Here is a 25,489-nt window from a genome sequence, read left to right as displayed (position 1 = left end):
AATCGGGGCGATTCCCGCATTGCATCGGACTGAAACATGAGCGCATCGCGTCGCCGCCTCGTTCTGGGGCTGATCGTGCTGGCTGCCGCGGCGGCTGGCTATTACGGCTGGAAGCAGTACGCCGCACCGCCGGTAAGCGAGGCCTTTGCCTCCGGCAACGGACGCATCGAGGCGACCGAGATCGACGTCGCGACCAAGACCGGTGGCCGGCTGGAGAGCGTGGCGGTGCGCGAAGGGGACGACGTGAGCGCCGGGCAGGTGGTGGCGCTGATGGACGTGCGCGCGCTGGAAGCCGAACTGAAGATCAGCGACGCGCAGATCGAGCAGGCCAAGGCCACGCGCTCCGCCGCGGTCGCGGCGGTGGCGCAGCGGCAGAGCGATGTGGCCACCGCCGGCGCCGTCGTGTCGCAGCGGCAGAGCCAGCTTGCGCTGGCCGAGAAGGACATCGAGCGCACGCAGCGTCTGGTCGACAAGGGCTTCATTTCGACGCAGAAGCTGGACGTCGACCGCACCAGCAAGCAGTCGGCACTGGACGCGCAGAAGGCGGCGTCGGCGCAGTTGCAGGGCGCGAGGTCGTCGATCGAGGCGGCCCACGCGGCGGTGAAGCAGGCGGAGGCTGCGATCGAGGCGGCCGAGGCGCGCAGCGCGCGCATCCGCGTCGATCTGCAGGACGCGCAGCTGGTTGCCCCGGCCGACGGCCGCGTGCTGTACCGGCTGGCCGAGCCGGGCGAGGTGCTGGCGGCGGGTGGCAAGGTGCTCACGCTGCTCGACATCACCGATGTCTACATGACCATATTCCTGCCGACCTCGCAGGCCGGGCGCGTGGCCATCGGCACCGAGGCGCGCATCGTGCTCGACGTGCGGCCGGACATCTCGATTCCGGCCAGCGTGAGCTTCGTGTCGCCGCAGGCGCAGTTCACGCCGAAGTCGGTCGAAACGCGCACCGAGCGCGAAAAGCTCATGTTCCGCGTGCGGGTGAAGATTCCGCCCGATCTGCTGAAGGCGCACGCCAGGCAGGTGAAGACCGGGCTGCCCGGCGTGGCCTGGGTGAGGCTCGACCCTGAAGCGCCGTGGCCGGCCACGCTGCCGCCGCTGGTCGGAACACCGAAACCGTCGACGGCGCCATGACCGACACGGTCGCCCGGCTTGCCGGCGTCGGCCTGCGCTACGGCGACACGGTCGCGCTCGACGACATCGCGCTCGACATCCCGGCCGGTTGCATGGCCGGGCTGATCGGGCCGGATGGCGTCGGCAAGTCCAGCCTGCTGGCGCTGGTCGCCGGCGTGCGCGTGATCCAGCAGGGCGGGGTGATGGTGCTGGGCGGCGACATGCGCGACCGCCACCACCGCGCCGCGGTGTGCCCGCGCATCGCCTACATGCCGCAGGGGCTGGGCCGCAATCTGTACATGACGCTGTCGGTGTTCGAGAACGTCGACTTCTTCGGTCGCCTGTTCGGCCACGCCACGCGCGAGCGCGAGGCGCGCATCGCCGAGCTGCTGGACAGCACGGGCCTCGCCGCCTTCCGCGACCGCCCGGCCGGCAAGCTGTCGGGCGGCATGAAACAGAAGCTCGGCCTGTGCTGCGCGCTGATCCACGACCCCGACCTGCTCATCCTGGACGAGCCGACCACCGGCGTCGATCCGCTGTCGCGCCGCCAGTTCTGGCAACTGATCGAACGCATCCGCGTGCGCCGGCCCGGCATGAGCGTGCTGGTGTCCAGCGCCTACATGGGCGAGGCGGCCGGTTTCGACTGGCTGGCCGCGATGGACGACGGCCGCGTGCTCGCCACCGGCACGCCGGCCGAACTGCTGGCGCGCACCGGCGCCAAGGATCTCGACGCCGCCTTCATCGAACTGCTGCCGGCCGCCAAGCGCCAGGGGCACGAGGAACTGGTGGTGCCGCCGCGCTGCGTGCAGGGCGACGGCCCGGCCATCGTCGCCGAAGGCCTCACGATGCGCTTCGGCGATTTTACCGCGGTCGACCACGTCGATTTCGAGATCGGCCGCGGCGAAATCTTCGGCTTCCTCGGCTCGAACGGCTGCGGCAAGACGACGACGATGAAAATGCTCACCGGCCTGCTGCCGCCGAGCGATGGCAGGGCGCTGCTGTTCGGGCACGTCGTCGACAGCGGCGACATGGATACCCGCAAGCGGGTCGGCTTCATGACGCAGGCGTTCTCGCTGTACGGCGAACTGAGCGTGCGCCAGAACCTGGTGCTGCACGCCCAGCTTTTCCACCTGCCGGCGGCCGACATCGCGCCGCGCGTCGCCGAGATGGTCGAGCGTTTCGGTCTGGCCGAATACCTCGACACGCAGGCGGCCGGCCTGCCGCTGGGCATACGGCAGCGGCTGTCGCTGGCGGTGGCGGTGATCCACAAGCCGGACATGCTCATCCTCGACGAACCGACCTCGGGCGTGGACCCGGTTGCGCGCGACGGTTTCTGGCGCCTGCTGATCGAACTGTCGCGCAAGGACGGCGTGACCATTTTCGTGTCCACCCACTTCATGAACGAGGGCGAGCGCTGCGACCGCATTTCGCTGATGCACGCCGGCCGCGTGCTGGCCAGCGACACGCCGGCGGCGCTGATCGAGCGGCGCGGCGCCGCATCGCTCGAAGAGGCTTTCGTCGCCTACCTGGAAGAGGCGACCGGCGACGGCGCGCAGCCGGCGCCCGAGGCGCCGCCACCCGCCGCCGCTGTGCCGGCGCCACCCGCGGCGCGTCCGGCACCCTTCAGCCGGCGCCGGCTGCTGGCCTACGCGCGGCGCGAGTGGCTGGAAGTGCTGCGCGACCCGGTGCGACTCACCTTCGCGCTGCTCGGCTCGGTCATCATGGTGCTCATCCTCGGCTATGGCATTTCGATGGACGTCGAGGATCTGAAATTCGCCGTGCTCGACCGCGACGACACGCCGGAAAGCCGCGCCTACATCGAAAACATGGCAGGCTCGCGCTACTTCATCGAACAGCCGCCGCTGCTGGGCGTGGACGAACTGGATCGCCGCATGCGCGCCGGCGAACTGAGTGTCGCGCTGGAGATTCCGCCCGAGTTCGGGCGCCGGCTGCGCAGCGGACACGCGGTCGAGATCGGCGTCTGGGTCGATGGCGCCATGCCCTTCCGCGCCGAAACCACGCTCGGCTACGTGCAGGGCCTGCACGCAGATTTCCTGCAGCAGGCGGCGGTGCGCGAAGGGCTGCCGGCGACCGCCTACCCGGCGAAGCTGGACATGCGCTACCGCTACAACCAGGACTTCCGCAGCGTGTTCGCGATGGTGCCGGCGGTGATCCCGCTGCTGCTCACCTTCATTCCGGCCATCCTGATGGCGGTCGGCGTGGTGCGCGAGAAGGAGCTGGGTTCGATCACCAATCTGTACGCGACGCCGGTGACGAGGCTGGAATTCCTGATCGGCAAGCAGTTGCCCTATATCGCCGTCAGCATGGTGAGCTTCTACGGACTGGTGCTGCTCGCGGTGTTCGTGTTCGAGGTGCCGCTTAAGGGCAGCCTGCTGTCGCTCAGCCTGGGTGCGCTCATCTTCGTCACCGCCACCACCGGCCTCGGGCTGCTGATGTCCTCGTTCGCGCGCACGCAGATCGCCGCACTCGCCGCGACCGCGGTGGTGACCATGCTGGCCACGGTCACCTTCTCCGGACTCACGCACCCGGTGTCCTCGCTCGAAGGCGTGGGGCGCACGATAGGCACCTTCTTCCCGGCGACCTATTTCCTCAACATCAGCCGCGGCCTGTTCACCAAGGCGCTCGACATGCGCGACCTGTACGCCGACTTCGTCGCGCTGGCCGCCTTCGTGCCGGTGCTCACGCTGCTCAGCGTGTGGCTGCTGAAGAAGCAGGAACGATGATGAGGAAGCGACTGCTCAACGCCTGGCGGCTCGGGCTGAAGGAACTGATGAGCCTGTGGAACGACAAGGTGCTGCTCATCATGATCGTGTGGGCCTTCTCGGGCGGCATCTACAGCGCGTCGACGGCGACTTCGCAGGAACTGCACAACGCGCCCATCGGCATCGTGGACGAGGACCGCTCGGTATTGAGCGAGCGCATCGCCGGCGCCTTTTACGGCCCCTACTTCCGGCCGCCGGAGATGATTACCGAAGGGCAGGGCGACGCCGGGCTGGATGCCGGGCTGTACACCTTCGTCATGATCATTCCGCCGGATTTCGAGCGCGACGTGCTGGCCGGCGCGCAGCCGTCGATACAGGTGAACATCGACGCGATGCGGGTGAGCCAGGCCTTCATCGGCGCCAACTACATCCAGAACATCGTGCTCGGCGAGGCCGTCGAATTCGTGCAGCACCGGCGCAGCGAGACGGTGGCGCCGATCTCGCTCGCGCCCACCATCCTGTTCAACCCCAACCTGACCAGCGCCTGGTTCGGTAGCGTGATGGAAATCATCAACAACGTGACCATGCTGTCGGTCATCCTGACCGGTGCGGCGCTGATCCGCGAGCGCGAGCACGGCACGCTGGAACACCTGCTGGTGATGCCGCTGGGCGCTTTCGAAATCATGCTGGCCAAGGTGTGGTCGATGGCGCTGGTGGTGTGGGTGGCGGTGCTGCTGTCGCTGTATTTCGTGGTCGAGCGTGCGCTGGCGGTGCCGATCGCCGGCTCGATTCCGCTGTTCATGGCCGGCACGCTGGTGCAGCTGCTGGCCACCACCTCGCTCGGCATCTTCATCGGCACGCTGTCGCGCAACATGCCGCAGCTCGGGCTGATGATGATCCTCGTCATCCTGCCGCTGGAGCTGCTGTCCGGCGGCATGACACCGCGCGAGAGCATGCCGCAGGCGGTGCAGTTCATCATGGAATTCGCACCCACCACCCACTTCGTCAGCCTCGCCCAGGCGGTGCTCTACCGCGGCGCTGGCATCGACGTCGTCTGGCCCAGCCTGCTCGCCATGGCCGCCATCGCGGCGGCCTTCTTCACCGCCTCGCTGCTGATGTTCAGGCGCAGTATCGCGGCGCAGGGCTGAGGTTCGAGCGCCGCAATCGCGAGCAAGCTCGCTCCCACAAAAACGCGGCTCCGGCGACGGTCCCGGAGTGCTTTCGTGGGAGCGAGCTTGCTCGCGATACGGCCGCCGCAATCTGCGAGCTTCGATACAAGCCGCCGTCGGGGTCAGAAGACCCCTCCCACAGAACTCCGGCTCCGACCGCCGATCGGGCACGATCCTTGTGGGAGCGAGCTTGCTCGCGATACGGCCGCTGCTGTCCGCCGGCTTCGATACAAGCCGCTGTCGGGGTCAGAAGACCCCTCCCACAGAACCCCGGCTCGGCTCCGGCCGCAGGCCCGGCACATTTTTCCCCTGCAGAGTCCTCGCCCTTGCTCGGGCCGTGAATCGGGCGCATCTCCTGTAGGAGCGGTCTTCTGACCGCGACGCGGCCTCTGCGATCCGCCGGCTTCGATACAGGCCGCCGTCGGAATCAGAAGACCCTTCCCAAAACATCCCGTCATCCGTCGGCGCCAGTGCTGCGCCCGCCGTCAGCGCTTCGCCAGCGCCGTTTCCAGTCTCGCCAGCGCCGTTTCCAGTCTCGCCAGCGCGTCGCGGATGACCGCTCGCGGTGATGCGAGGTTGAGGCGCATGTGGCCGCTGCCGCCGGTGCCGAAGCTTGCTCCGGGGTTCAGGCCGAGGCCGGCGCCGATGAAGAAGTCGCGCAGTGCGTCGTCGTCGAGCCCGAGGCCTCGGCAGTCCAGCCACAGCAGATAGGTGCCTTCCGGCGCCACCGGATGGATGCCGCGCAGGCGGTGGGTGACGGTGTCGATCACTTCGTCGCGCGTGGTTTCGAGATAGTCCATCAGCGCGTCCAGCCACGGGCCGCCGTCGCGGTAGGCGGCTTCGAAGGCGGCGACGCTGAACGGGTTCGACGCGCTCACGTGCAGCGTGCCGAACACGCGCTCGACCGCGCGCCGCTCGGTGTCGTCGGCGATCAGCGCCGACAGGCCGAGGCCTGGCACGTTGAAGGTCTTGCTCGGCGCCACCGTGGTCAGCACGCGATCGCCCGGGCGCGCCAGCGTAGCGAGCGGCAGGTGACGCACGCCGGGGTAGGTGAGATCGGCGTGGATTTCGTCGGACAGCACGACCAGTTCGTGCCGGCGGGCGATGGCCAGCAAAGCGTCCAGTTCTTCATGCGACCACACGCGGCCGACCGGATTGTGCGGCGAGCACAGCAGCAGCAGCTTCGATCCGGCGCGCGCGGCGCAGCCTTCGAGCTGGTCGAAATCCATGGTCCAGCGGCCGTCGCGCTCGATCAGCGGGTTCTCGACCACGCGCCGGCCGGTGTCGCGGATGGCCGAGAAGAAGGGCGGATAGACCGGCGGTTGCACGATGACGTTGTCGCCAGGCTTGGTGAAGGCCTGCACCGCCGCATACAGCGTCGGCACCACACCCGGACACATGTGGATGTGCTCGCGCGCGACGTTCCAGCCGTGGCGTGCGGCCAGCCAGCGCTCCAGCGCTTCGAAGGCGCCGTCCGGGTAGAGCGTGTAGCCATAGACCGGGTGACGCGCGCGTTCGGCCAGTGCGGCCACCACTGCCGGCGGCGCGGCGAAGTCCATGTCGGCCACCCACAGCGGGGTGACCTGCTCGGTGCCGAACACCGCGGCGCGGCCGTCGTGCTTGACGCTGGCCGTGCCGTCGCGCGGAATCGGCAGATCGAAGTCGAAAGAGGTACTCAGCGCACGCGCTCCCACAGCGTCACCTCGGCCAGCGTGTGCTGGTGCTTGCGGCGGGTTTCACGGATGACGAAGGGCACGTCGCGCGGCGCGCCCACCATGCGGAAGCGCTCGCCCAGCACGGCCTTCAGGCCGTCGAGCGTGGTCCAGCTTTCGCCGTCCTTCTTGAAGCCGCCCAGCCAGTCCTCGCGCTTGGTGTGTTCTTCCAGCCAGGTGTAGGGCGAGGTGATCATCAGCAGGCCGCCGACGTTCAGCCGCTCGTGCACCGCCGCCAGGAAGGCCTTCGGGTCGTACAGCCGGTCGATCAGGTTGGCGGCGAGTATGAGGTCGTAGCCGGTTAGCACGCTCTTCAGATTGCAGGCGTCGCCCTGCATGAACTCGACCTTCCCGCGCACCGACTCCAGCCCCATGTTGGCCAGACGGCGCGTCTTGTACGACACCAGTTCGCCTTCGTCGACCAGCGTGTAGCGCAGCTCGCCCTGTTCGGCCAGATGCACGCCGGCGTTGATGAAGCGGGCGGAGAAATCGACGCCGGTCACGTGCTCGAAATGGCGGGCCAGTTCGAAGCTGGCGCGGCCGGTGGCGCAGCCGAGGTCGAGCGCGCGCCGCGCCGGTCGGTCACCCATTGCCTCGATGGCGATGGTCGCCAGCGCCTTCGGGAAATTCGGCACGCCGAAGTACTCGTCGCCGTAGTGGAACTCGGCGTACTCGGACAACTGCCGGTCGCTTTCGTAGTAGACGTTCGGCGCGCTGGCCGGTGCATCGCTGATCACGTATCGGAACCCCGCGTGCTGGAAGAAATGACGGCGGAAAGCGTAGCGCGACGCGCGTGTCGCCTCGTTGCCGCAGGAAACCCACGCGCCGCCCTTCATCAGGTTGTGGCGTGCGTCGAAGGTGGGCGTCGAGAAATCGTCGTAAATCGGGTGCACGTCGAAGCCGGCGAAGGGGTAGATCGGCGTCTCGGTCCATTGCCAGACGTTGCCGACCACGTCGAAGAAGTCGCCATGCGCGAAGCGATCGACCGGGCAGGACGAGGCCCAGTGATCGAGGTGCAGGTTGGCGGGTGCCTTGCTGTCTTCAGGCACTTCGGCGACACCGGCCACGTCGTACAGGCGGTACCACTCGTCCTCGGTCGGCAGCCGCACCGGGCGGCCGGTCTTCGCCGCCTTCCATCTGCAGAAGGCGCGCGCCTCGTGGCAGTTGGTTTCGACCGGCCAGTTCCACGGCATCGGCACTTCTTCGAGCATCAGGCGCAGCTGCCAGCCGTCAGGCTTGCGCCGCCAGAACTCGGGGTGATCGATGCCAGCCTGCAGCCGGAAGTCGCGCCAGCTCTTTCCTTCGTCGTCCCACCAGGCGTCGTTGCGATAGCCGCCGTCGTCGACGAAGTCGAGGAATTCGCGGTTGCTGACGACATGACGGCTGGCTTCGAACGCGGCCACCGCGATGTCGCGCGTTTCGTATTCGTTGTCCCAGCCGTAGATCGGGTCGTCGCGGCGACGGCCCAGCTGCGTGACGCCGGCCGCCACCGGAACCAGGCTGTTTGCCGGCGGCTCGCCGCTGTCGCGACAGGGCGCCCACGCCGGGTGCGTGCGCACGAAGTCGAGCCGGCTCTGGCGGATCAGCACCGACGAGGTTTCCAGATGGATGCGCTCGTGCTCGATGCCCATGATGATGCTCCACCACGGGTTGCTCCAGTTCACCGGCAGCGTGAGCGGTGCCTCGCCGATGACGCGGTCCACCAGACGCCGGACCTCGTTGCGGTAGTCGCGCACCGCCTGCACGCTCGGCCAGTCGTAGTTCGCCTCGTTCAGGTCGTCCCAGCTCATTTCATCGACGCCGACCGCGAACATCGATTCGAAGCGCGGGTTGATGCGCTCATGGATGAGCCCGGCCAGCAGCAGCTTGTTCACGAAGAAGGTGGCGGTGTGGCCGAGATAGAAGATGAGCGGATGGCGCAGCGCGATCGGTTTGCGGTAATAGGCCTCGTCGCAGGTGAGCACTTCGAACAGCTGTTCGTAGCGGCTGAAGGTGGCGTGAAAGTAATCGCGCAGGGTTGCGCGCATCGCGTCCGGATCGGTCGCGTCGAGTCGCGGCGTGCGCAGGAAGAAGGTGTCCTGATGACTGTTCATCTTCTTTTTGTACTCCGGCAAATGCGGGTGTTGGAGGGCGTGCCGGTCGGCAGGGATCATGAGGCGATCATCCCGGTAAGCAGATGTTTCCGGCCGTGGTCGCGCATAGACGCGGCGCGGCGCCGGTAAGTTCAGACATTGTGCCGCGACCGGCAGGGCATGCGTAGGTCACGCCGGCTCCGGCGCAAAGGCCGTGCTGTCGCTGCCGAGCTCGCGCGCCAGCCAGTCCACCAGCAGACGCGTGCGGCCGGGCAGCAGCCGGGCGTGCGGATAGACGATGCTGACCGGGCGCGGCGGCGGCTCGAAATCGCGCAGCACGACGCGCAGTTCGCCGCGCGCCAGTTGCGGCCTGACCTGGTAGCTCAGGAAAAGGCCGAAGCCGGCGCCCGCCGCGCAGGCGTCGACCGCGGGTGCGATGTGGTTGAACTCGAGGTTGCCGGCCACCGGCACGGTCATCGCGCGGCCATTGACGTGAAAGCTCCACGCGAAGCTGGAGGCGCCGGTAAAGCGGACACAGGGCGCGCCGCGCAGCGCGTCCGGGTGCTGCGGTTCGCCGTGCGCGGCGAGCAGGGCGGGGCTGGCGACGACGACGCGGCGGATGGTGCCGAGTGGGCGTGCGATCAGGCCCGAATCGTCGAGTGCGCCGATACGTACGCCGACATCGATGCTCTCCTCCAGCATGTTCACGACGCGGTCATGCAGCAGCACGCGCAGCTTCACGCGCGGATGGCGCAGCGCGAAACGGGTGACCGCCGGCGCGACATACATCTGGCCGAACTGAACTGGCGCGGTCAGCGTGATCGGCCCCGACGGCTCGGTCGCGCCTTCCTTCAGCGCGTCCTCGGCGTCCTGCACCGCCGACAGCACCTGGCGACAGCTTTCGAGATAGCTGCGGCCCTCGTCGGTCAGCGCGATGCGACGCGTCGTGCGGTTCAACAGGCGCACGCCGAGATGGGCCTCCAGCGCGGCCAGCGTGCGCACGACCGCGGGCAGCGAACAGTCGAGCGCACGCGCGGCCGCGGTCAGGCTGCCGTGCTCGGCGATGTCGACGAAGGTGCGCATGGCCCTGAGGGTGTCCATGCCCGGATATTACTGCGCAAAGTGGAAGAGTGTTATCCGTATCGCCCCATTTATTGCCGGGTATGGATTGCGGATACTGCATCACGTCGCCACCCGACGCCCAACCCAACGCAAGGAGCCTGTAATGACGCTGACCGCCACCCTCCGCCCGGATGCCCCCATCGTGCTGCACGGCTTCAAGCTGTCCGGCCACAGCCACCGTGCCGAGCTGTTCCTCGAACTGCTCGGCCTGCCCTACGAATTCCGCCAGGTCGATCTGGCCGGCGGCGAGCAGAAGACGCCGGCCTTCCTGGCGAAGAACTGCTTCGGCCAGGTACCGGTGATCGAGGACGGTGCCACCGTCATCGCCGATTCCAACGCCATCCTGGTCTATCTGGCGCAGCGCTACGCCCCCGGCCGCTGGCTGCCGCAGGACCCGGCCGGCCAGGCCGAGGTGCAGCGCTGGCTCACCGTCGCAGCCGGCCCGGTCGCCTTTGGCCCGGCCGCCGCACGGCTGGTCACGCTGTTCCGCGCCCAGTTCGACACGCAGGAGGTGATCGCCCGCGCGCACCGCCTGCTCGCCGTGATGGACGGCGAACTGGCCGGCCGCGACTGGCTGGTCGGCACGGCGCCGACGCTGGCTGATGTCGCGGTGTACAGCTATGTGGCGCATGCACCGGAAGGCAATGTGTCGCTCGACGACTACCCGAACGTGCGCGCCTGGCTCGCCCGCGTCGAAGCGCTGCCCGGCTTCGTCGCGATGCCGGTGAGCAAGGTCGGCCTGCGCGCCTGATCGCCATGAAAACCGCTGGCGACCCCTTCCACGACGGCGAGCGCGCGCTGCAAGCGCGTGCCGGCATGCAGCAGCGCATGGCCGACATCGGCGCGCGCGTCATCCGCGACCACATGCCGGAGCAGCACCGTGACTTCTTCGCGCTGCTGCCCTTCCTGATCGTTGGCAGCGTCGACGCCGATGGCCAGCCCTGGGCGTCGGTGCTGCACGGGCCGCCGGGCTTCGTGCGGTCGCCCGATCCGCGCAGCTTGCACGTTGATGCGCGGCCGCCGGCCGGCAGTCCGCTGGCGGCGCATCTGCGCGACGGCGCCGCGCTCGGTCTGCTCGGCATCCAGCCGCATACGCGGCGGCGCAACCGGATGAACGGTCGCGTCGCCCGCGTCGGTGAGGCCGGCTTCGACGTCGAGGTGGAGCAGAGCTTCGGCAACTGCCCGAAGTACATCCGCACGCGTGAAGCCTTCTACTCCGACGAGGGCAGGCCGGGGGCGCCGCAGCCGCTCGCCGTTCTCGACGACGCGGCGCGCGCACTGATCGCGTCCGCAGACACGCTGTTCATCGCCAGCGCGCATGCCGACGGCGTCGATGTGTCGCACCGCGGCGGCGAGCCCGGATTCGTGTCGCTCGGCACCGGCGACGTGCTCACCCTGCCTGACTACGCCGGCAACTTCTTCTTCAACACGCTGGGCAACCTGCTGCTCGAACCGCGCGCCGGCCTGCTGTTCATCGACTTCGACAGCGGCGACCTGCTGCACGTGAGTGCGCGTGCCGAGATCGTGTGGGACGGCGACGAAGTCGATGCCCACCCGGGGGCGCAGCGACTGCTCCGTCTGACCGTGACCGGTGCGCTGCGCGTGCCACGCGGCTTGCCGCTCGAGTGGTCTATGAGCGCCGATCAGACGTAGCAACGCAATGGAGGCGCAAAGCTTGGTGGGAGCGAGCTTGCTCGCGATTGCGCCTCGGATCGAAGCCGGCGGCCAGCACCCGCCGCGTCGCGGTCAGAAGACCGGTCCTACAGGGGCGGTGCGCCCGATTCACGACCTGAGCCAGGGCCAGGATTATGTGGGAGGGGTCTTCTGACCCCGACAGCGGCGACGGCACGGTGCCGCGCGTGCTGGGCGGCGGGCTCCATACACCGGGCCGATGTTTCACAATATTTATCAAATCTTCATGCAAATGGATGAGGGCGTCCGGGATGAACCGGTACGGCTGCTAGCATTCGCGCCGACTATTCAATCAGGGATCCGGCGATGACGTCGTCGTTCGATCCGAACAGGGTCGATGATCCACGCCTTCATCCGTTCCGTCTTCAGCTGCATGCTGCTCTGTCTGCTCGCAGCGTGCGCGACGCGCCAACCACCGCCGATGCCGGCCTTTCCGATTCCGCTGAGCGTGACGCGCAGCGAGACCGGCGTGCCGCAAGAGCCGGTCGGTGTCATGGCGACCCATGATCTCGGTCCCATCGAAATCAATCTTCGCGACGCCGCCTTCGCTCCGCCACTTGCGCAGGCACTGCAGGGCTATCTGCTCGATGCCGTTGGCGCGCGCGCAATCTGCTCCAACATCGTGATGACCCGGGCCACGGTCAAGGTGAGGGTCATGGCGGCTCCGAGCGCCGCGCCGGAGGCAACGGTTGCAGGCATGCGCAGCGTTCCGCCGGGCACCTCGCCAGCGGCGGGACTGTTGGGCGGTCTGATCGCCTCGGCACTGATCGACGGCATCGAGAAAGGACGCGAGAAGGCGCTTGTGCTGGCCAGTGTCGAGGGGCGCGTCGGCGACCTCGAGTTCGCCGGTTTCGAGTTCGTGCCCTACGACCCGGAAGCACGCGAGGCGAGTGTAGAAGCCGCTGTCCTCGCCGCATTCGAGAAGGCCGCTGCATCGCTCAATCGGCGCCTTTCGAGCCCCGATGTGTCGCCAGCGACAACAGATTCCATTTCTTCCACGACACACGACGCCACCCATGACCTTCCCGATCGTTAGCCGTACCGTTCTGGCCGTGCTCGCCACCGTGCTGCTCGCTGCCTGCGCAACACCGATGAAAATGCCGGTCGCCAAGGACACGCCCGCCGTCGACGTGTCATCGAAGTCACTGCTGCTGATGACATTGCGCATGTCTCATGACGCCAAGCCGAGCATTACGCCTTTTCCGCGCGTGGCTCACGTCGAGAAACCCGGTGCGAAGAACCAGGAAGACCGGCTGAATTTCATGTTCGACGCCGACGCGACCTCTGTTGGACCCGATGGCGAGGACTACCTCGTGCGCGTCGATCTGGAACCCGGGCAGTACTCGTTCCATGGATTCAGCGGTGGCGGTGGCATGGCGATCTTCCCCGGCTACTTCGCATTGCCCATCCTTGCGGACATCAAGGTCGAACCCAATACGGTGGTCTATCTGGGGCGCATCGAGGCGCGCACGCGTGAGCGCGTCGGTAACGAGTTTCGCGCAGGGCCCGTTGCTCCGCTGCTCGATCAGGCGGTGACCGGGTGGAGTACATCGACTTGGGAAGTCGAGGTGCGCGACGCCTATGAGTCGGATCTTGCGCGATTCCGGACGCAGTTCCCGGCGCTGGCCGAAACTGAAGTCCGGAAGCAGGTGCTGCCCGCATTTGACCGCGAGAAAACGCAGAAATGGTGGGAAGCTCAGTAACTCTTGTGCCGGCTGCTGGAGCCGGGATGTTCTGACCTGACAGCGGCCTGGATCGAAGCCGGCGGACTGCAGCGGCCGCGTCGCGGTCAGAAGACCCCTCCCACAGGAGTCATGCGCCAGACCTGTGGCCCGAGCCGGAGCCGGGGTTCTGTGGGAGGGGTCTTCTGACCCCGACAAGTGGCGGCGGTCCGGCGCTGTCGTTCTAGCTTGCGGCCCCCAGCGTCCGGGCCGCGCTCACCACGGCCTGCGCATCGGCACGGGCGGCATCCAGACGTCGCGACAGCGGGTCGGACGCAGCCGTGGTCCGATCATCTGTCGGGCTTGCAGCGAGCAGCGCGCCCAGTTCGCGGCGTGCGGCGGAGAGCTGCTCTCCGGCGTTCGACACGTCGGGCCGGGCGCTCAGCCGGCGTGCGGCGGCGATGTGGGCGAGCAGCAGATAGCCGCGCGTGGTGAGTACGTTCAGTGTGGCCAGCGGCTGCTGCTGCGAAGCGGGCTCGTCGCGCATGCGCACGACGGCGTCGGACAGCGTGCCGAGCGCCTCCTGCACGTGGCGGCGGGCGAGCCGGTAGTGCATGTCGCGGGTGTCCGGCGTCAGCGCCAGTTCGACGTATTCGCGCAGCGCACTGATCAGGCGGGCGGCCAGCGCGGTGACGCTGTCGCGTTCCCAGCTCGGCAGTACGCGGCTGAACAGCCAGGCGACGGCAACGCCGACGACGGTGTCGAAGAAGCGCTCGGAAATGTGGAAGCTGCCGGGTGCGATCAGGTGCAGTTGCAGCAGCGCCATCACGCAGGCAGCGGTCACGGTGACGCGGTAGCGCACCGTGATGAAGGCGTGCGCGATGCCGATGCAGACGAACACGATGCCCAGCAGCACCGCCGGCGCCGACACCAGATGCAGGATGACAGCCACGAACAGACAGCCCAGCGCATTGCCTATCATGCGGTCGGTCTGGCGCTGGCGGGTCTGGCTGAAGCTGGCGCGCATGACCAGCGACACGGTCAGCAGTATCCAGTAGCCATGGCCCGCCCAGGGCAGCCAGCGCGACAGCGCCAATGCCGCGGCCATCGCCAGCGTGAGCCGCAGCGCGTAGCGCAGCACCGGCGAATCGAGCCGGAATTCGTCGCGCAGCGCGCGCGGCGCGAAGCTGGAGCGCGACAGCAGGCGGCTCATGTCTTCGTCGTCGACCTGCACCGGTTCGCGCAGCGCTCGGTCGACGCGACGCAGGCCGTCGATGGCGCCGAGCAGCTTGCGCCGGCCGGCTTCAAGTACTGCGATGGCGGCGCTGCGGTCCAGTGCCGGATCGGCCGACAGCGCCGCGACCTCCCGCTCCAGCGCCGGGCGCGTGTTGCGGTACGGCGTGTCGTCGAGCACCGGCCGGCTGCCCGACAGGCCGCCGTGGGCGAGACGCAGTACGTCGTCGGCCGCGGCGTGCGTCATCGCCGCCAGCAGGTGCATGACGCGGTGATCGCCGAAGGCGTCGCGCAGCGGCGCGTAATCGCCCTGGCTGGCCAGCACCGCCTCGTGCGCGTCGATCAGCGCCAGCAGGCCGTTGGTCAGCGCCTGCTGTTCCGGTGTGCAGCGGTCGACGAACACGAAATCGCGCGCCGTTTGCAGCCGCTCGGCGAACGCGGCCTGCCGGCGCACCAGCTCCGCATAGACCGCGTCGAGGTCGTTGGCCGCGTTGAACAGCGCCGCCTTGCCGCGCACATAATCGGCGAAGGCATACAGCGCGTCGACGACCGCGCGGCGGCGCATCGCGGTGTCGGTCAGGCGCGCCATCAGCAGCGCGTAGAGCAGATAGCAGAGGCCGCCGGCGAACTGCAGCGCCAGATGCGCCGCCTGCTCGCGCGGCGGCAGATCGGGCTGGGCCATCGTGAACGCCATCGTCATCATCATGCCGTAGCCCAGCGGCAGGCCGGGCTTGCCCCACGCGGTGGCCATGCCCGAGGCAAAGGCGATCAGCAGGATCGCCGCCGCGAACAGTGGCAGCGTGTCGTGGGTGGCCAGCACCAGCAGGGCGACCACCGGCATCTGGATCAGGTTGGCCAGCAGCAGCGGCAGCTTGTTGCGACGTGGCGCCGGAATGTCGGTCAGGCTGACTACCAGCGCGCCGGCAGCCATCGCGATCGCGACACGGGTGTCGGCGACGGTCCAGGCGAGCAATGCGACCAGTGCCACGCCAAGCGAGCAGCCGGCGCCGCTCAGTGCGTGATGGTTGCGCAGCTGGCGTGCGAGCAGGGGGCTGCGGGTGATGCGGTGGGCGAAACGACGCAACATGGATCAGGGGGCAGGGTGGTCAGCCGCGGTCGCGGCGGCGCTCCATTGCGAACTTCATCAGCGCGGCGCTGCTGTCCAGTTCGAATTTGCGCTTGATGTTGATGCGGTGGCTTTCGACCGTGCGGACGGACAGGTCGAGCCGGGTGGCGATTTCCTTGTTGCCGAGGCCGTCGGCGATCAGGTCGAGCACGTCGCGCTCGCGCGGCGTCAGTTCGGGCTCGGGCAGGCTGGCGCTGACCAGCGCGTCGGCCACACGCGCGCTGAACCAGCGCTGGCCGGCACAGACCGCATCAATCGCCGCGATGATTTCGGCCGACGGGCTGTCCTTCAGCACATAGCCGCGCGCGCCGGCGCGGAAGGCTTCGATCACGTACTGCGGCTCGTCGTGCATGGTGAGCATGATCACCTTCAGGTCGGGCGCACTCTGATGCAGCCGGCGCGTCAGTTCGATGCCGTGGATGTCGCGCATCGAAATGTCCATCAGCACGCAGTCCGGTGCGTGCTGGCGCACTGCATCGAGCGCTTCGGCCGCATTGCCGGCTTCGGCGACGACGGCGAAGCGGTCCACCGTTTCCAGCCGCGCGCGCAGGCCGTCGCGCACCAGCGGGTGATCATCGACGAGCAGCAGGCGGAACGGTGCGGTCATGGTGCGCAGCGGGTCAGGTGACGGGCAGTCGGGCGGAGAGCAGGGTACCGGAGCCGCTGGAAGAGAGGTCGAAGCGGCCGCCCAGCGCCTCGACGCGCTCGCGCATGCTGCTCAGGCCGAGACCGCGCCGCGGCGATGCCGAGACCGCATCGACGTCGAAACCGCGACCGTCGTCGCGCACGCTGAGCACGATGGCGCCCGGCTCGCGGCCGAGCCGCAGTTCGACCCGGCTGGCGTGCGCGTGGCGCTCGACGTTGTTCAGCGCCTCCTGCAGCAGCCGGAACAGCGCAGTGCCGGCGTCGCCCGGCGCGACGATGTCGGCGTCGGCCTGCATGTCGACCACCACGCCGCTGCGCTGCGCGAACTCATCCACCACCTGCTTCATCGCCGGCACCAGACCCAGCGTATCGAGCATGGTCGGACGCAGGCCGTGCGAAATGCGCCGCACGTCGCCCAGCACCTCTTCGACGCCGGCGACGCCGCGGGCCAGCGTGCGACGGGCGGCGTCGAGCGCGTCGGCGGCCGGCTGGTCGAGCCGCGCCTGCGCCGATTCGAGCAGGAACTTGACCGACACCAGGCTCTGGCTGACGCCGTCGTGCAGTTCGCCGGCCACGCGCGCCCGCTCGTTCTCTTGCGAGCGCACGACCTGGCGGGCCAGTTCGCGCATCTTCAGTTCGGCGTCGCGACGGTCCGACACGTTCAGCGCCAGCCCGGCCAGCGCGACCAGCAGCGTCGCCACCACCGCGATGCCGGCGATCACGCCCATGGTGTTGCGGATGGCGACGCGCGCCTGGCGGTCGATCCGCTCGCGCGCGGCGACGATGTCGTCGGTGTAGAGGCCGGTGCCGACCATCCATCCCCACTGCGGCACGGTGGCGACATAGCCCAGCTTGTTCTCGATGCGGCCGGTGGAGGGGCGCTGCCAGATGAAATCGACGAAGCCGCCGCCCTCGCGTGCGCGGGACACCAGGTTCTGTATGGTCGGCCGGCCCTGCGGATCGCGCAGCTCCCACAGGTTTTGCCCCACCAGATCGGGCTGGCGCGGATGCATCAGCACCTGGCCCGACAGGTCATAGACGAAGAAGTAACCGTCGTTGCCGAATTCCAGCTGACGCAGCACGCGCAGCGCCTCGTCGCGTGCCGCGGGATCGTCACGTCTGGCGAGGTGGGCGATGCTGGCCAGCGCCAGCGTCACGTAGTTCTGCAGTTCGTGCCGGCGCGAATCCATCAGCGCCGGTTCGACGATGGCGTGCTCGGCATCGGTCAGCGCCTGCGACTGCAGCTTCACCACCGCCGCCACCGCCGCGATGGCGAGCAGCAGCGGCACGATGGCCAGCAGCACGAATTTGAGGCGAAGTTGCATGGGGCAGGGCGGAGGGCGGAAATGGAATGATAAGGCCTGCGCCGGGGACGAAATGAGCGGTCCTCCGGTCACGTTGGTGTCAGAGGGGGCAGGACGGTCTGCCTGGTCACCGCCGCTGTCGGGGTCAGAAGACCCCTCCCACAGAACCCAGGCTTCGGCTCAGGCCGCTGTCGGGGTCAAGACCCCTCCCACAGAATCCAGGCTCAGGCCACAGTTCGGGCGAGATCCTTGTGGGAGCGGCCTTGGCCGCGACACGGCCGCTGCGATCTGCAGGCTTTGATACAGGCCGCTGTCGGGGTCAGAAGACCCCTCCCACAGAACCCAGGCTCAGGCCACGGTTCGGGCGCGATCCCTGTGGAAGCGGCCTTGGCCGCGACACGGCCGCTGCAATCTGCATGCGTCGATACAGGCCGCTGTCGAGGTCAAGACCCCGCCCACAGAACCCCGGCTCCGGCTTAGGCGAGATCCCTGTGGGAGCGGCCTTGGCCGCAACACCGCCGCTGCGGTCCTCAGGCTTCGATTCAGGTCACAGTCGGGGTCAGAAGACCCCTCCCACAGAACTTTCCGCTCCAGCAACACGACCGCCCCGGGTTTTCCCCTACGTGTTTTCACGGACGCCGTCTGCGTAGTGCCCCCGATGCGGCAGGTCTTGTATGAAAACCATACTCCGGGCAGGCCGCAAAGAGGCGGTCGGCAGGCCGGGTTCACCGGTCGCACCCGAGAGGAGACACATGAACAACCTTCTTCCGAAACTGGGCTGGGCGGCGCTCTCGCTGCTCGGCGCCGCGTCGCTGGGCGTGGTCGCACTGTCGCGCGGTGAAACGATCAGCGCGCTGTGGATCGTGCTGGCGGCGATATCGGTGTACTTCATCGCCTACCGCTTCTACGCTCGCTTCATCGCCTACCGCGTGCTCGAAGTCGACGGCAAGCGCATCACCCCGGCCTGGGCCAAGAACGACGGCCTCGACTACGTGCCGACCCATCGCAACATCCTGTTCGGCCACCACTTCGCCGCCATCGCCGGCGCCGGACCGCTGGTCGGGCCGGTGCTCGCGGCGCAGATGGGCTATCTGCCGGGCATGCTGTGGATTCTCGCCGGCGTCGTGTTCGCCGGCGCGGTGCAGGATTTCATCGTGCTGTTCATCTCGACCCGTCGCGACGGCCGCTCGCTGGGCGACCTGATCAAGTCGGAACTGGGCGAGGTGCCGGGCGTGATCGCGCTGTTCGGCGCCTTCATGATCATGGTCATCATCCTCGCCGTGCTGGCGCTCATCGTCGTCAAGGCGCTGGCGCATTCGCCGTGGGGCACCTTCACGGTGGCAGCGACCATCCCGATCGCCATCCTGATGGGCGTGTATATGCGCTACATCCGCCCGGGCAAGATCGGCGAGATTTCGGTGGTGGGCTTCCTGCTGCTGATGGCAGCCATCGTGGTCGGCGGCCAGGTCGCGGCCGATCCGGTGTGGGGCCCGATGTTCACCTTCGACGGCACCGAACTGACCTGGATGCTGATCGGCTACGGCTTCATCGCATCGGTGCTGCCGGTGTGGCTGCTGCTGGCGCCGCGCGACTACCTGTCGACCTTCCTGAAGATCGGCACCATCGTCGGTCTGGCGCTGGGCATCTTCATCGTTGCGCCGCAGTTGCAGATGCCGGCCGTCACCCAGTTCATCGACGGCAGCGGCCCGGTGTGGTCGGGCAATCTGTTCCCCTTCCTCTTCATCACCATCGCCTGCGGTGCGGTGTCCGGCTTCCATGCGCTGATTTCGTCGGGCACCACGCCCAAGCTGCTGGACCGCGAAACCGACGCGCCGCTGATCGGTTACGGCGGCATGCTGATGGAGTCCTTCGTTGCCATCATGGCGCTGGTCGCTGCCTCGGTCATCGATCCGGGCGTCTATTTCGCGATGAACAGCCCGGCGGCGCTGATCGGCAAGACGGCGCAGGAAGCGGCCACCGTGATTTCGCAGTGGGGCTTCGTCGTGACGCCGGAGGTGCTGACGCAGACCGCAGCCGACGTCGGCGAATCGACCATTATTTCGCGTGCCGGCGGCGCACCGACGCTGGCGGTCGGCATGGCGCACATCCTGCATCAGGTGATCGGCGGGCAGGGCATGATGGCCTTCTGGTACCACTTCGCCATCCTGTTCGAAGCGCTGTTCATCCTGACCGCGGTCGATGCGGGCACGCGGGCCGGACGCTTCATGCTGCAGGACCTGATGGGCAGCTTCGTGCCGGCCTTCAAGCGCACCGAGGCGCTGATTCCCAACCTGGTCGCCACCGGCCTGTGCGTCGCCGCCTGGGGCTATTTCCTCTACCAGGGCGTGGTCGATCCGCTGGGCGGCATCAACACGCTGTGGCCGCTGTTCGGCGTCGCCAACCAGATGCTGGCAGCCGTGGCGCTGGTGCTGGCCACCGTGGTGCTGGTGAAGATGAAGAAGCAGCGCTACATGTGGGTGACCGTGCTGCCCACCGTGTGGCTGCTCGCCTGCACGCTGACCGCCGGCTGGCAGAAGGTGTTCAGCGACAACCCGAAGATCGGCTTCCTCGCGCACGCCGCCAAGTTCAGCGCCGCCGCCGAGAACGGCGAAGTGCTGGCGCCGGCCAAGAGCATCGAACAGATGCAGCAGGTCATCTTCAACGACTACGTCGATGCGGCGCTGGCGTCGATGTTCGTGCTGGTCGTGCTGTCGATCACCTTCTTCGGCATCCGCAAGGTGCTGCAGGCCCTTCGTCACGAACACCCGACGGTGCGCGAAACGCACCACGGCGTGCATGGCGAGACCGTCAAAGCTTGAAATGAGACCCCCACGCTCACTGCGTTCGCTGCCCCCCGAGGGGGCTGCGCCTGCCCTTGGGGCGGCCCTGCGGGCGGCGCGGCGCTCCGTTTCCGTGATGCGTATGAACATGTCCTCCGGTCGATGGTCTGCCTCACAAGGGCTGACCGTCGTGTCTGCCGCGCGCCTGCTCATCCTGCGGGCGCGTGGCGGGCAGGGCATGCACTGAGGGCGCCGCCATGTTCAAGGACCTCGCGCGCATGGGTGAATACCTCGGGCAAGCTGCCCGACTCATGGTCGGACTGCCGGACTACGATACCTATGTCCAGCACATGCGCATGAAGCACCCGGACCAGGTGCCCATGACGTATGAAGAATTTTTCCGTGAACGCCAGGAGGCGCGCTTCGGCGGCGCCTCCGGTAAATGTTGCTAGGGTCTGTTGCCATTGAATCACGAACCGCGTTTGCAGCGCGCGAGGCACGGGCAAGGCGTGCGACGAAGTCGAGACTGGCCGTCTCGACAAGGAGCGCAACGCAGTCCGTGCCTCGCACGCTGCAAACCCGAAGGGCGCGAGTCCCGATGCGCCCAGCTCCGCGTTGGGCCTCCTGGCCTGACGGCCAGTCAGCCGGCGTCGGCCCGCCTTGATCTGGACGCATCGGGAATCGCGCGCGGCCCGCGATTCAATGGCAACAGACCCTAGGCCGGCGTCGATGATGACGAAGGCTTTCACCGATGTACCACCCTCCTCCTATTGGCCGGGGTCGGCGCGAGCCTTCCCCGGCATCTTTTTTGGAGAGAGTCTCGATGACCCCTCATGAATCCATCCCGGTCACTCTGCTGACCGGATTCCTCGGCGCCGGCAAGACCACGCTGCTGAATCGCCTGCTGGCCGCCAACCACGGCCAGCGCATCGCCGTGGTCGAGAACGAGTTCGGCGCCGCCGGCATCGACGGCGCGCTGCTCGACCGCGCCGCGGTGTCGGTGGTCGAACTGTCGAACGGCTGCATCTGCTGCACCGTGCAGGGCGAACTGGGCGACGCGCTGGCCGGCCTTCTGGCCCGGCGCGACGCGGGCGATCTGGCCTTCGACCGCCTCATCGTCGAAACCACCGGCCTGGCAGATCCGGCGCCTGTGGTGCAGACCTTTTTCAACGACGCCCGGCTGCGCGAGCGTTACCGGCTGGACGGCGTCGTTACCGTGGTCGACGCGGTGCATTTCGACGGCCAGTTCCGCCGCGAGCGGGTGGCTGCGTCACAGGTGGCGTTCGCCGACCGGCTGCTCATTTCGCACGCCGATCTGGTGACGCCGGAAGCGCTGTACGAACTCTGTACGCGGCTGCAGCGCGTCAATGCACGCGCACCGCTCATCGTCGCCGGCAGTGCCGACGAAAGCTGGCGCGACCTTTTTTCGATCAAGGGTTTTTCGCTGGACGAACGCGGACTGCCGGTGCGCGGCTGGCACCCGGTGTCGCCGCGCGCGATCTCAGGCATCGCCGGCATGGCGCGCAAGTCGTGGGATGACGCGGTCGGCTCGCTGCTGCTCGAATGCGAAGCGCCGCTCGACCTGGAGCGCGTGTCCGCCTTCGTCGACACGCTGATCAACGAACACTCGGTCGATCTGCTGCGCTACAAGGGCATCCTGTCGATCGAGAGCGAAAACCGGCGTCTCATCTTCCAGGGCGTGCACCGCATCGCCGGCTTCGACTACGGCCGGCCGTGGGAAGCAGGGGAGGCGCGCATGAGTCGCGTCGTGCTGATCGGCCGCCACCTGCCTGCGGAAGTCCTGCGCGCCCGCTTTCTCGCCACCGTCGCGGCACCGGCGGCCGCAGCGGCCTGACGCGTCTGGCGCCCGCCTAGCGGACGCCGGCGCTGCTCAGCGCGCGAAATCGCCGGCCCGTTCGGGCTGGTACACCACCTTGTCTATGCGCACGCGCAGCGTGCCACCGCTCGGTCCCGGCCAGTCGATCTCGTCGCCTTCGCTCAGTCCGAGCAGCGCACTGCCCACCGGTGCCAGCACCGATACGCGGCCATCGCCATCGCCCACTTCGCGCGGAAACACCAGCGTCAGGCTCTGCGTCTCATTGGCCGGTGCGATGCTGAAGCGCACGGTGGAATGCATGGTCACCACGTCGGGCGGCACTTCGCGCGACGGCACGATGTCGGCGCGCAGCAGTTCGGCGGCCAGTGCGTCGCGCCCCGGCATGTTGCGCGCGGGCAGCGTGGACAGCAGCGCGTCGAGGCGGTCGGCGTCCAGTTCGGTCAGCGTGATGTTGGGCTTGGTGTTCAGCTTATTGGTCATGTGTTCGGTCCTCGTGCAAAGCCCGCCGCAAGGACGAGCAGCCGCGTGGCGCATCGCTGCGCAGCGCGGCGGGAATTCGGGAAAAGTGGCCGGAAGGGGCCGGTGTCGGGCACGCGCGCCCGTCAGGCGGCGACGGTCTGGTACAGCTTAGCTACAGACGGTCGCCGGGTCAGTCTCGCAGGCGCTCACCTCATGCAGTCGGTGCGCCAGCGCCGCGCACGACAGACGAGTGCCGGCGCGCAGCAGGGCTGCGGTCGGGTTCGGCTGGACGAAGGTGCGCGAAGCGTTCACGGGAGCGAGACAATGTTTGCGTGCGAAGGGACGGACCGTAACATCGATGTGCGCCAGCGGCAAGCCGCGCGCCTCACTCGACCAGCGGCGTCGGTTTCTGCGACGACACGAAGATGACGGCGTCGCTCAGCGCCACGACGTCGTGTTCCTCGCCGGCCTCGGTGTACAGGTAGTCGCCAGCCTCCATCTCGACACCGCCGATGCTCACCCGCCCGGCGATCACCACCACCTCCTCGCCACCCTGATGCGTGTGCCGTGGAAAGCGGCTGCCGGCCGCCAGCCGGACGAATGAGGCGCGACCGCCGTGCTCGGTGTTGCGGAACAGGCTGCGTTCGATGCCCGGGAAATCGGTGGCGGCCCAGCTGCGGGTGGCGGCCTTGTTGACCAGCATGACGGATCTCCGCGGAAGACAAGCCGCAAGTGTGCCGCCTTTCGTTGCAGTCGGCGGCCGCAGTGCCCGCCGTGGACTTTGCCCGTCATTCCGGATTGATATTGCGCACGACCCGGAGCGTCGCGAAGCCTAGATTCTGTCCCGGTCCGTTCCGGGAGTTTCTGCATGAGTGCTTCAACCCGCCGGCGCAGAGGTGATCGCCTGCTGCCTGTCTGCTTCGCCGTCTGCGCGCTGCTGGTGGCACCGCCGCTGATCGCCGACGAGGGCAACCGGTTCTGCGGCGGTGCGATGCAGCCAGCCTCGCCGGACGATCTCCACCACGCGGTCGGTGAGCTGTCGCTGCAGTACGCGGCGTCGCAGCCGGCCGGGCCGGTCAGCTGCGCGGCCGGTTACCTGCTGTCCAAGTGCGGCGACCACGAAACGGCGAACAAGGTGTTCGACAAGTGCATCGCGGCTGGCTACACCGGTGCGCTGATCTGGAAGGCGCTGATGTACGAGAACGGGCAGGGCGTGCCGCAGGACCCGGTCAAGGCCACCGAAATGCTGTTGCGGGCGGCGACCAGCGGCGACCCCTACTACGGACCGCTGGGCAAGATGCACTACGCCACCGCGCTCTACCAGGGGCGTGGCGTCGAACGCAATGTCGAGGAGGCGATGCGCTGGTTCCGTGAGGCGGCGGCCGAGGGCGATGAATCGGCGCAGGAGTTCCTGCGCACCGGCCACCACACCGCGGTGCGCGACGGCAGCGGGCAGGGCGTCGGCGAAGCGCCGGCGCCGGCGATGACGGCTGATGCCAGCGCCGATCTCGCCGCTGCCGATTTCCAGCTGGCCGTGGCCCGGGTCGATGAGCCTGCGCCAGCGCCGGTCCGCGCGCGGCGCCTCGGCGGCACCGATACTGTGGCGCCGGAACCGGCCACAGCACCGTCGGCACCCTCTGCACCGCCGGCACCCGAGGCGGCACCCGCCGCTGGCCGCCGACTGGTCGAGGTGACGACACAGCCGGTTACGCAGCCCGCACCGGACCGACTCTGGCTGCTGCCATTGCTGGCCGCCTTCGCTGCCGGCGCGCTCGCCCGGCTGCGGCAGCGCCCGGCTGCGGAGCCGGCACCGGCGCCGCAGCTTCGGCCGCAGCCGCTGCGCCGCGCCGCCTGAATCCCTTGTGCATATATATATGGAGCGGACATGACTTCATCGATTGAAGGCGCGCTTTACGGCGTCAGCCAGTTCTTCCTGACGCCGGTGCTGGTCGCCATCGCGGCGCTGTTCCTGTACGCCTTCTTCGCGCTCGGTGCCTTCGTCGTGCAGGCGATGCAGCGGCGTGCCGGCCAGGCGGCCGGATTCGAACTGAACCAGGTGGTGCGCGCCGACCCGCGCGTCGGCAGCGGCGAACTCGAAGTGATCGCCGCGCAGCGACTCGAATGCGTGCGCATCGCCACCCGCGTGGCGCCACTGCTCGGTCTGGTCGCCACGATGATTCCGATGGGGCCGGCGCTGGCCGCGCTCGGCGACGGTAATCTGGCGGCGGTGTCGGGCGGGCTGGGCGTTGCGTTTTCGGCCGTCATCCTGGCGCTGATCGCTTCGGCCATGACCTATGCCGTGGCTCAGGTACGGCGCCGCTGGTACGCCGCCGATCTGCTGCGGATAGAACGCGAGCGCGCGGGCGGCGCGGCGACCGAGCCGTTCCTGCACGAACGGCCGCACGCACTGCCGACGGAGCCGGCGCGATGAGAACGCGCCTGCTCGACGACACCGAGGACGACGACCCCATCCTGTCGGTGGTCAATCTGATCGACGTGTTCCTGGTCATCATCGCCGCGCTGCTGATCGCGGTGGCACGCCATCCGCTGAACCCCTTCGCCGCCGGCGACCTGACCGTGATCCGCAATGCCGGCCAGCCGGACATGGAAATCGTCGTCAAGAAGGGCGACCAGCTCAGCCGCTTCCGTGGCGAGGGCGAGGCGGGCGCCGGCCGCGGCGTCAAAGCCGGCACTGCCTACCTGATGGAGGACGGCTCGCTCGTCTACGTGCCGGAGTAGGGCGTCCGCAGTCGCCCACACCGCCGCCGCCGCTCACCTGCCCGCGTCGGACCACACCGACACGACACGGGGATGCGCCTACAGGGCGTTGCCCGATCACCTATACGC

General features: G+C 68.2%; 21 protein-coding genes. 13 read left to right on the top strand and 8 right to left on the bottom strand.

Annotation, left to right across the window (positions count from 1 at the left end):
- The first annotated feature begins 36 nt into the window (after positions 1-36).
- The 3 genes from METFAM1_RS0105145 to METFAM1_RS0105135 are packed head-to-tail and all read left to right on the top strand — an operon-like array spanning position 37 to position 4,978.
- A complete protein-coding gene (locus METFAM1_RS0105145) occupies positions 37-1,128 on the top strand; it encodes an HlyD family secretion protein (RefSeq protein WP_019918529.1) in 1,092 nt (363 codons plus the stop codon).
- A complete protein-coding gene (gene rbbA / locus METFAM1_RS0105140) occupies positions 1,125-3,851 on the top strand; it encodes a ribosome-associated ATPase/putative transporter RbbA (protein WP_024300480.1) in 2,727 nt (908 codons plus the stop codon). The genes METFAM1_RS0105145 and rbbA overlap by 4 nt, the downstream gene beginning before the upstream one ends.
- Positions 3,851-4,978 (top strand): ABC transporter permease, encoded by a 1,128-nt coding sequence (locus tag METFAM1_RS0105135; RefSeq protein ID WP_019918527.1) that lies wholly within the window; start codon positions 3,851-3,853, stop codon positions 4,976-4,978. The genes rbbA and METFAM1_RS0105135 overlap by 1 nt, the downstream gene beginning before the upstream one ends.
- 506 nt (positions 4,979-5,484) lie before the next feature.
- On the opposite strand, the gene METFAM1_RS0105130 is transcribed toward METFAM1_RS0105135, so the two are convergent.
- The 3 genes from METFAM1_RS0105130 to METFAM1_RS0105120 form a co-directional block, all read right to left on the bottom strand.
- Positions 5,485-6,693, bottom strand: a complete 1,209-nt coding sequence (locus tag METFAM1_RS0105130) for a MalY/PatB family protein (protein WP_019918526.1) — start codon at positions 6,691-6,693, stop codon at positions 5,485-5,487.
- On the bottom strand, positions 6,675-8,804 hold the full coding sequence (ovoA, locus tag METFAM1_RS0105125) for a 5-histidylcysteine sulfoxide synthase (RefSeq protein ID WP_024300479.1): 2,130 nt from the start codon (positions 8,802-8,804) through the stop codon (positions 6,675-6,677). Before ovoA ends, METFAM1_RS0105130 begins: the two co-directional genes overlap by 19 nt.
- A gap of 168 nt (positions 8,805-8,972) precedes the next feature.
- Positions 8,973-9,884, bottom strand: coding sequence for a LysR family transcriptional regulator (locus METFAM1_RS0105120; RefSeq protein ID WP_019918524.1), 912 nt, complete (start codon positions 9,882-9,884; stop codon positions 8,973-8,975).
- Between the two features lie 124 nt (positions 9,885-10,008).
- Between METFAM1_RS0105120 and METFAM1_RS0105115 the strand changes: the two genes are divergently transcribed.
- The 4 genes from METFAM1_RS0105115 to METFAM1_RS0105095 all read left to right on the top strand — a co-directional run bounded on the left by METFAM1_RS0105115 (position 10,009) and on the right by METFAM1_RS0105095 (position 13,300).
- Positions 10,009-10,656, top strand: a complete 648-nt coding sequence (locus METFAM1_RS0105115) for a glutathione S-transferase family protein (RefSeq protein WP_019918523.1) — start codon at positions 10,009-10,011, stop codon at positions 10,654-10,656.
- A gap of 5 nt (positions 10,657-10,661) precedes the next feature.
- Positions 10,662-11,558, top strand: a complete 897-nt coding sequence (locus METFAM1_RS0105110; protein WP_019918522.1) for a pyridoxamine 5'-phosphate oxidase family protein — start codon at positions 10,662-10,664, stop codon at positions 11,556-11,558.
- A 376-nt stretch (positions 11,559-11,934) separates the two neighbouring features.
- Complete coding sequence (locus METFAM1_RS0105100; RefSeq protein WP_019918521.1) at positions 11,935-12,633, top strand: hypothetical protein; 699 nt, start codon at positions 11,935-11,937, stop codon at positions 12,631-12,633.
- Positions 12,614-13,300, top strand: coding sequence for a hypothetical protein (locus METFAM1_RS0105095; protein WP_019918520.1), 687 nt, complete (start codon positions 12,614-12,616; stop codon positions 13,298-13,300). The genes METFAM1_RS0105100 and METFAM1_RS0105095 overlap by 20 nt, the downstream gene beginning before the upstream one ends.
- A 202-nt stretch (positions 13,301-13,502) precedes the next feature.
- Here METFAM1_RS0105095 and METFAM1_RS0105090 read toward each other — a convergent pair whose 3' ends face one another.
- From METFAM1_RS0105090 to METFAM1_RS0105080, 3 genes are read right to left on the bottom strand one after another with little or no spacing between them, the layout of a single operon-like run.
- Positions 13,503-15,578 (bottom strand): FUSC family protein, encoded by a 2,076-nt coding sequence (locus METFAM1_RS0105090; protein ID WP_019918519.1) that lies wholly within the window; start codon positions 15,576-15,578, stop codon positions 13,503-13,505.
- A 19-nt stretch (positions 15,579-15,597) separates the two neighbouring features.
- Positions 15,598-16,224, bottom strand: a complete 627-nt coding sequence (locus METFAM1_RS0105085; RefSeq protein WP_019918518.1) for a response regulator — start codon at positions 16,222-16,224, stop codon at positions 15,598-15,600.
- A gap of 13 nt (positions 16,225-16,237) precedes the next feature.
- Positions 16,238-17,587 (bottom strand): cache domain-containing protein, encoded by a 1,350-nt coding sequence (locus METFAM1_RS0105080; RefSeq protein WP_019918517.1) that lies wholly within the window; start codon positions 17,585-17,587, stop codon positions 16,238-16,240.
- Positions 17,588-18,318: 731 nt separating this feature from the next.
- On the opposite strand from METFAM1_RS0105080, the gene METFAM1_RS0105075 reads away from it, so the two are divergent.
- The 3 genes from METFAM1_RS0105075 to METFAM1_RS0105065 all read left to right on the top strand — a co-directional run bounded on the left by METFAM1_RS0105075 (position 18,319) and on the right by METFAM1_RS0105065 (position 22,201).
- Positions 18,319-20,385 carry a carbon starvation CstA family protein gene (locus METFAM1_RS0105075; protein WP_019918516.1) on the top strand — a complete coding sequence of 689 codons (2,067 nt, stop codon included), beginning with the start codon at positions 18,319-18,321 and terminating at the stop codon, positions 20,383-20,385.
- A gap of 218 nt (positions 20,386-20,603) precedes the next feature.
- Positions 20,604-20,798, top strand: coding sequence for a YbdD/YjiX family protein (locus METFAM1_RS0105070; RefSeq protein ID WP_024300478.1), 195 nt, complete (start codon positions 20,604-20,606; stop codon positions 20,796-20,798).
- Positions 20,799-21,169: 371 nt separating this feature from the next.
- Positions 21,170-22,201 carry a CobW family GTP-binding protein gene (locus METFAM1_RS0105065; protein ID WP_019918514.1) on the top strand — a complete coding sequence of 344 codons (1,032 nt, stop codon included), beginning with the start codon at positions 21,170-21,172 and terminating at the stop codon, positions 22,199-22,201.
- 36 nt (positions 22,202-22,237) lie between these two features.
- Here METFAM1_RS0105065 and rnk read toward each other — a convergent pair whose 3' ends face one another.
- Positions 22,238-22,663, bottom strand: coding sequence for a nucleoside diphosphate kinase regulator (gene rnk, locus METFAM1_RS0105060; protein ID WP_019918513.1), 426 nt, complete (start codon positions 22,661-22,663; stop codon positions 22,238-22,240).
- A gap of 364 nt (positions 22,664-23,027) precedes the next feature.
- Entirely contained in the window at positions 23,028-23,345 is a 318-nt protein-coding gene (locus METFAM1_RS0105050; protein WP_019918511.1) for a cupin domain-containing protein, read from the bottom strand.
- 165 nt (positions 23,346-23,510) lie between these two features.
- On the opposite strand from METFAM1_RS0105050, the gene METFAM1_RS0105045 reads away from it, so the two are divergent.
- The 3 genes from METFAM1_RS0105045 to METFAM1_RS0105035 are packed head-to-tail and all read left to right on the top strand — an operon-like array spanning position 23,511 to position 25,381.
- The gene (locus METFAM1_RS0105045) at positions 23,511-24,497 is read left to right on the top strand and encodes a tetratricopeptide repeat protein (RefSeq protein ID WP_019918510.1); all 987 of its coding nucleotides are present in this window, start codon (positions 23,511-23,513) and stop codon (positions 24,495-24,497) included.
- 30 nt (positions 24,498-24,527) lie between these two features.
- The gene (locus METFAM1_RS0105040; protein WP_019918509.1) at positions 24,528-25,073 is read left to right on the top strand and encodes a MotA/TolQ/ExbB proton channel family protein; all 546 of its coding nucleotides are present in this window, start codon (positions 24,528-24,530) and stop codon (positions 25,071-25,073) included.
- A complete protein-coding gene (locus METFAM1_RS0105035) occupies positions 25,070-25,381 on the top strand; it encodes a DUF2149 domain-containing protein (RefSeq protein WP_019918508.1) in 312 nt (103 codons plus the stop codon). Before METFAM1_RS0105040 ends, METFAM1_RS0105035 begins: the two co-directional genes overlap by 4 nt.
- The last annotated feature ends 108 nt before the right edge of the window (positions 25,382-25,489 follow it).

Origin of the sequence: Methyloversatilis discipulorum, assembly GCF_000527135.1 — a bacterium.
GTDB classification, from domain to species: domain Bacteria; phylum Pseudomonadota; class Gammaproteobacteria; order Burkholderiales; family Rhodocyclaceae; genus Methyloversatilis; species Methyloversatilis discipulorum.
This window is presented reverse-complemented; position numbering and strand designations above follow the sequence as displayed.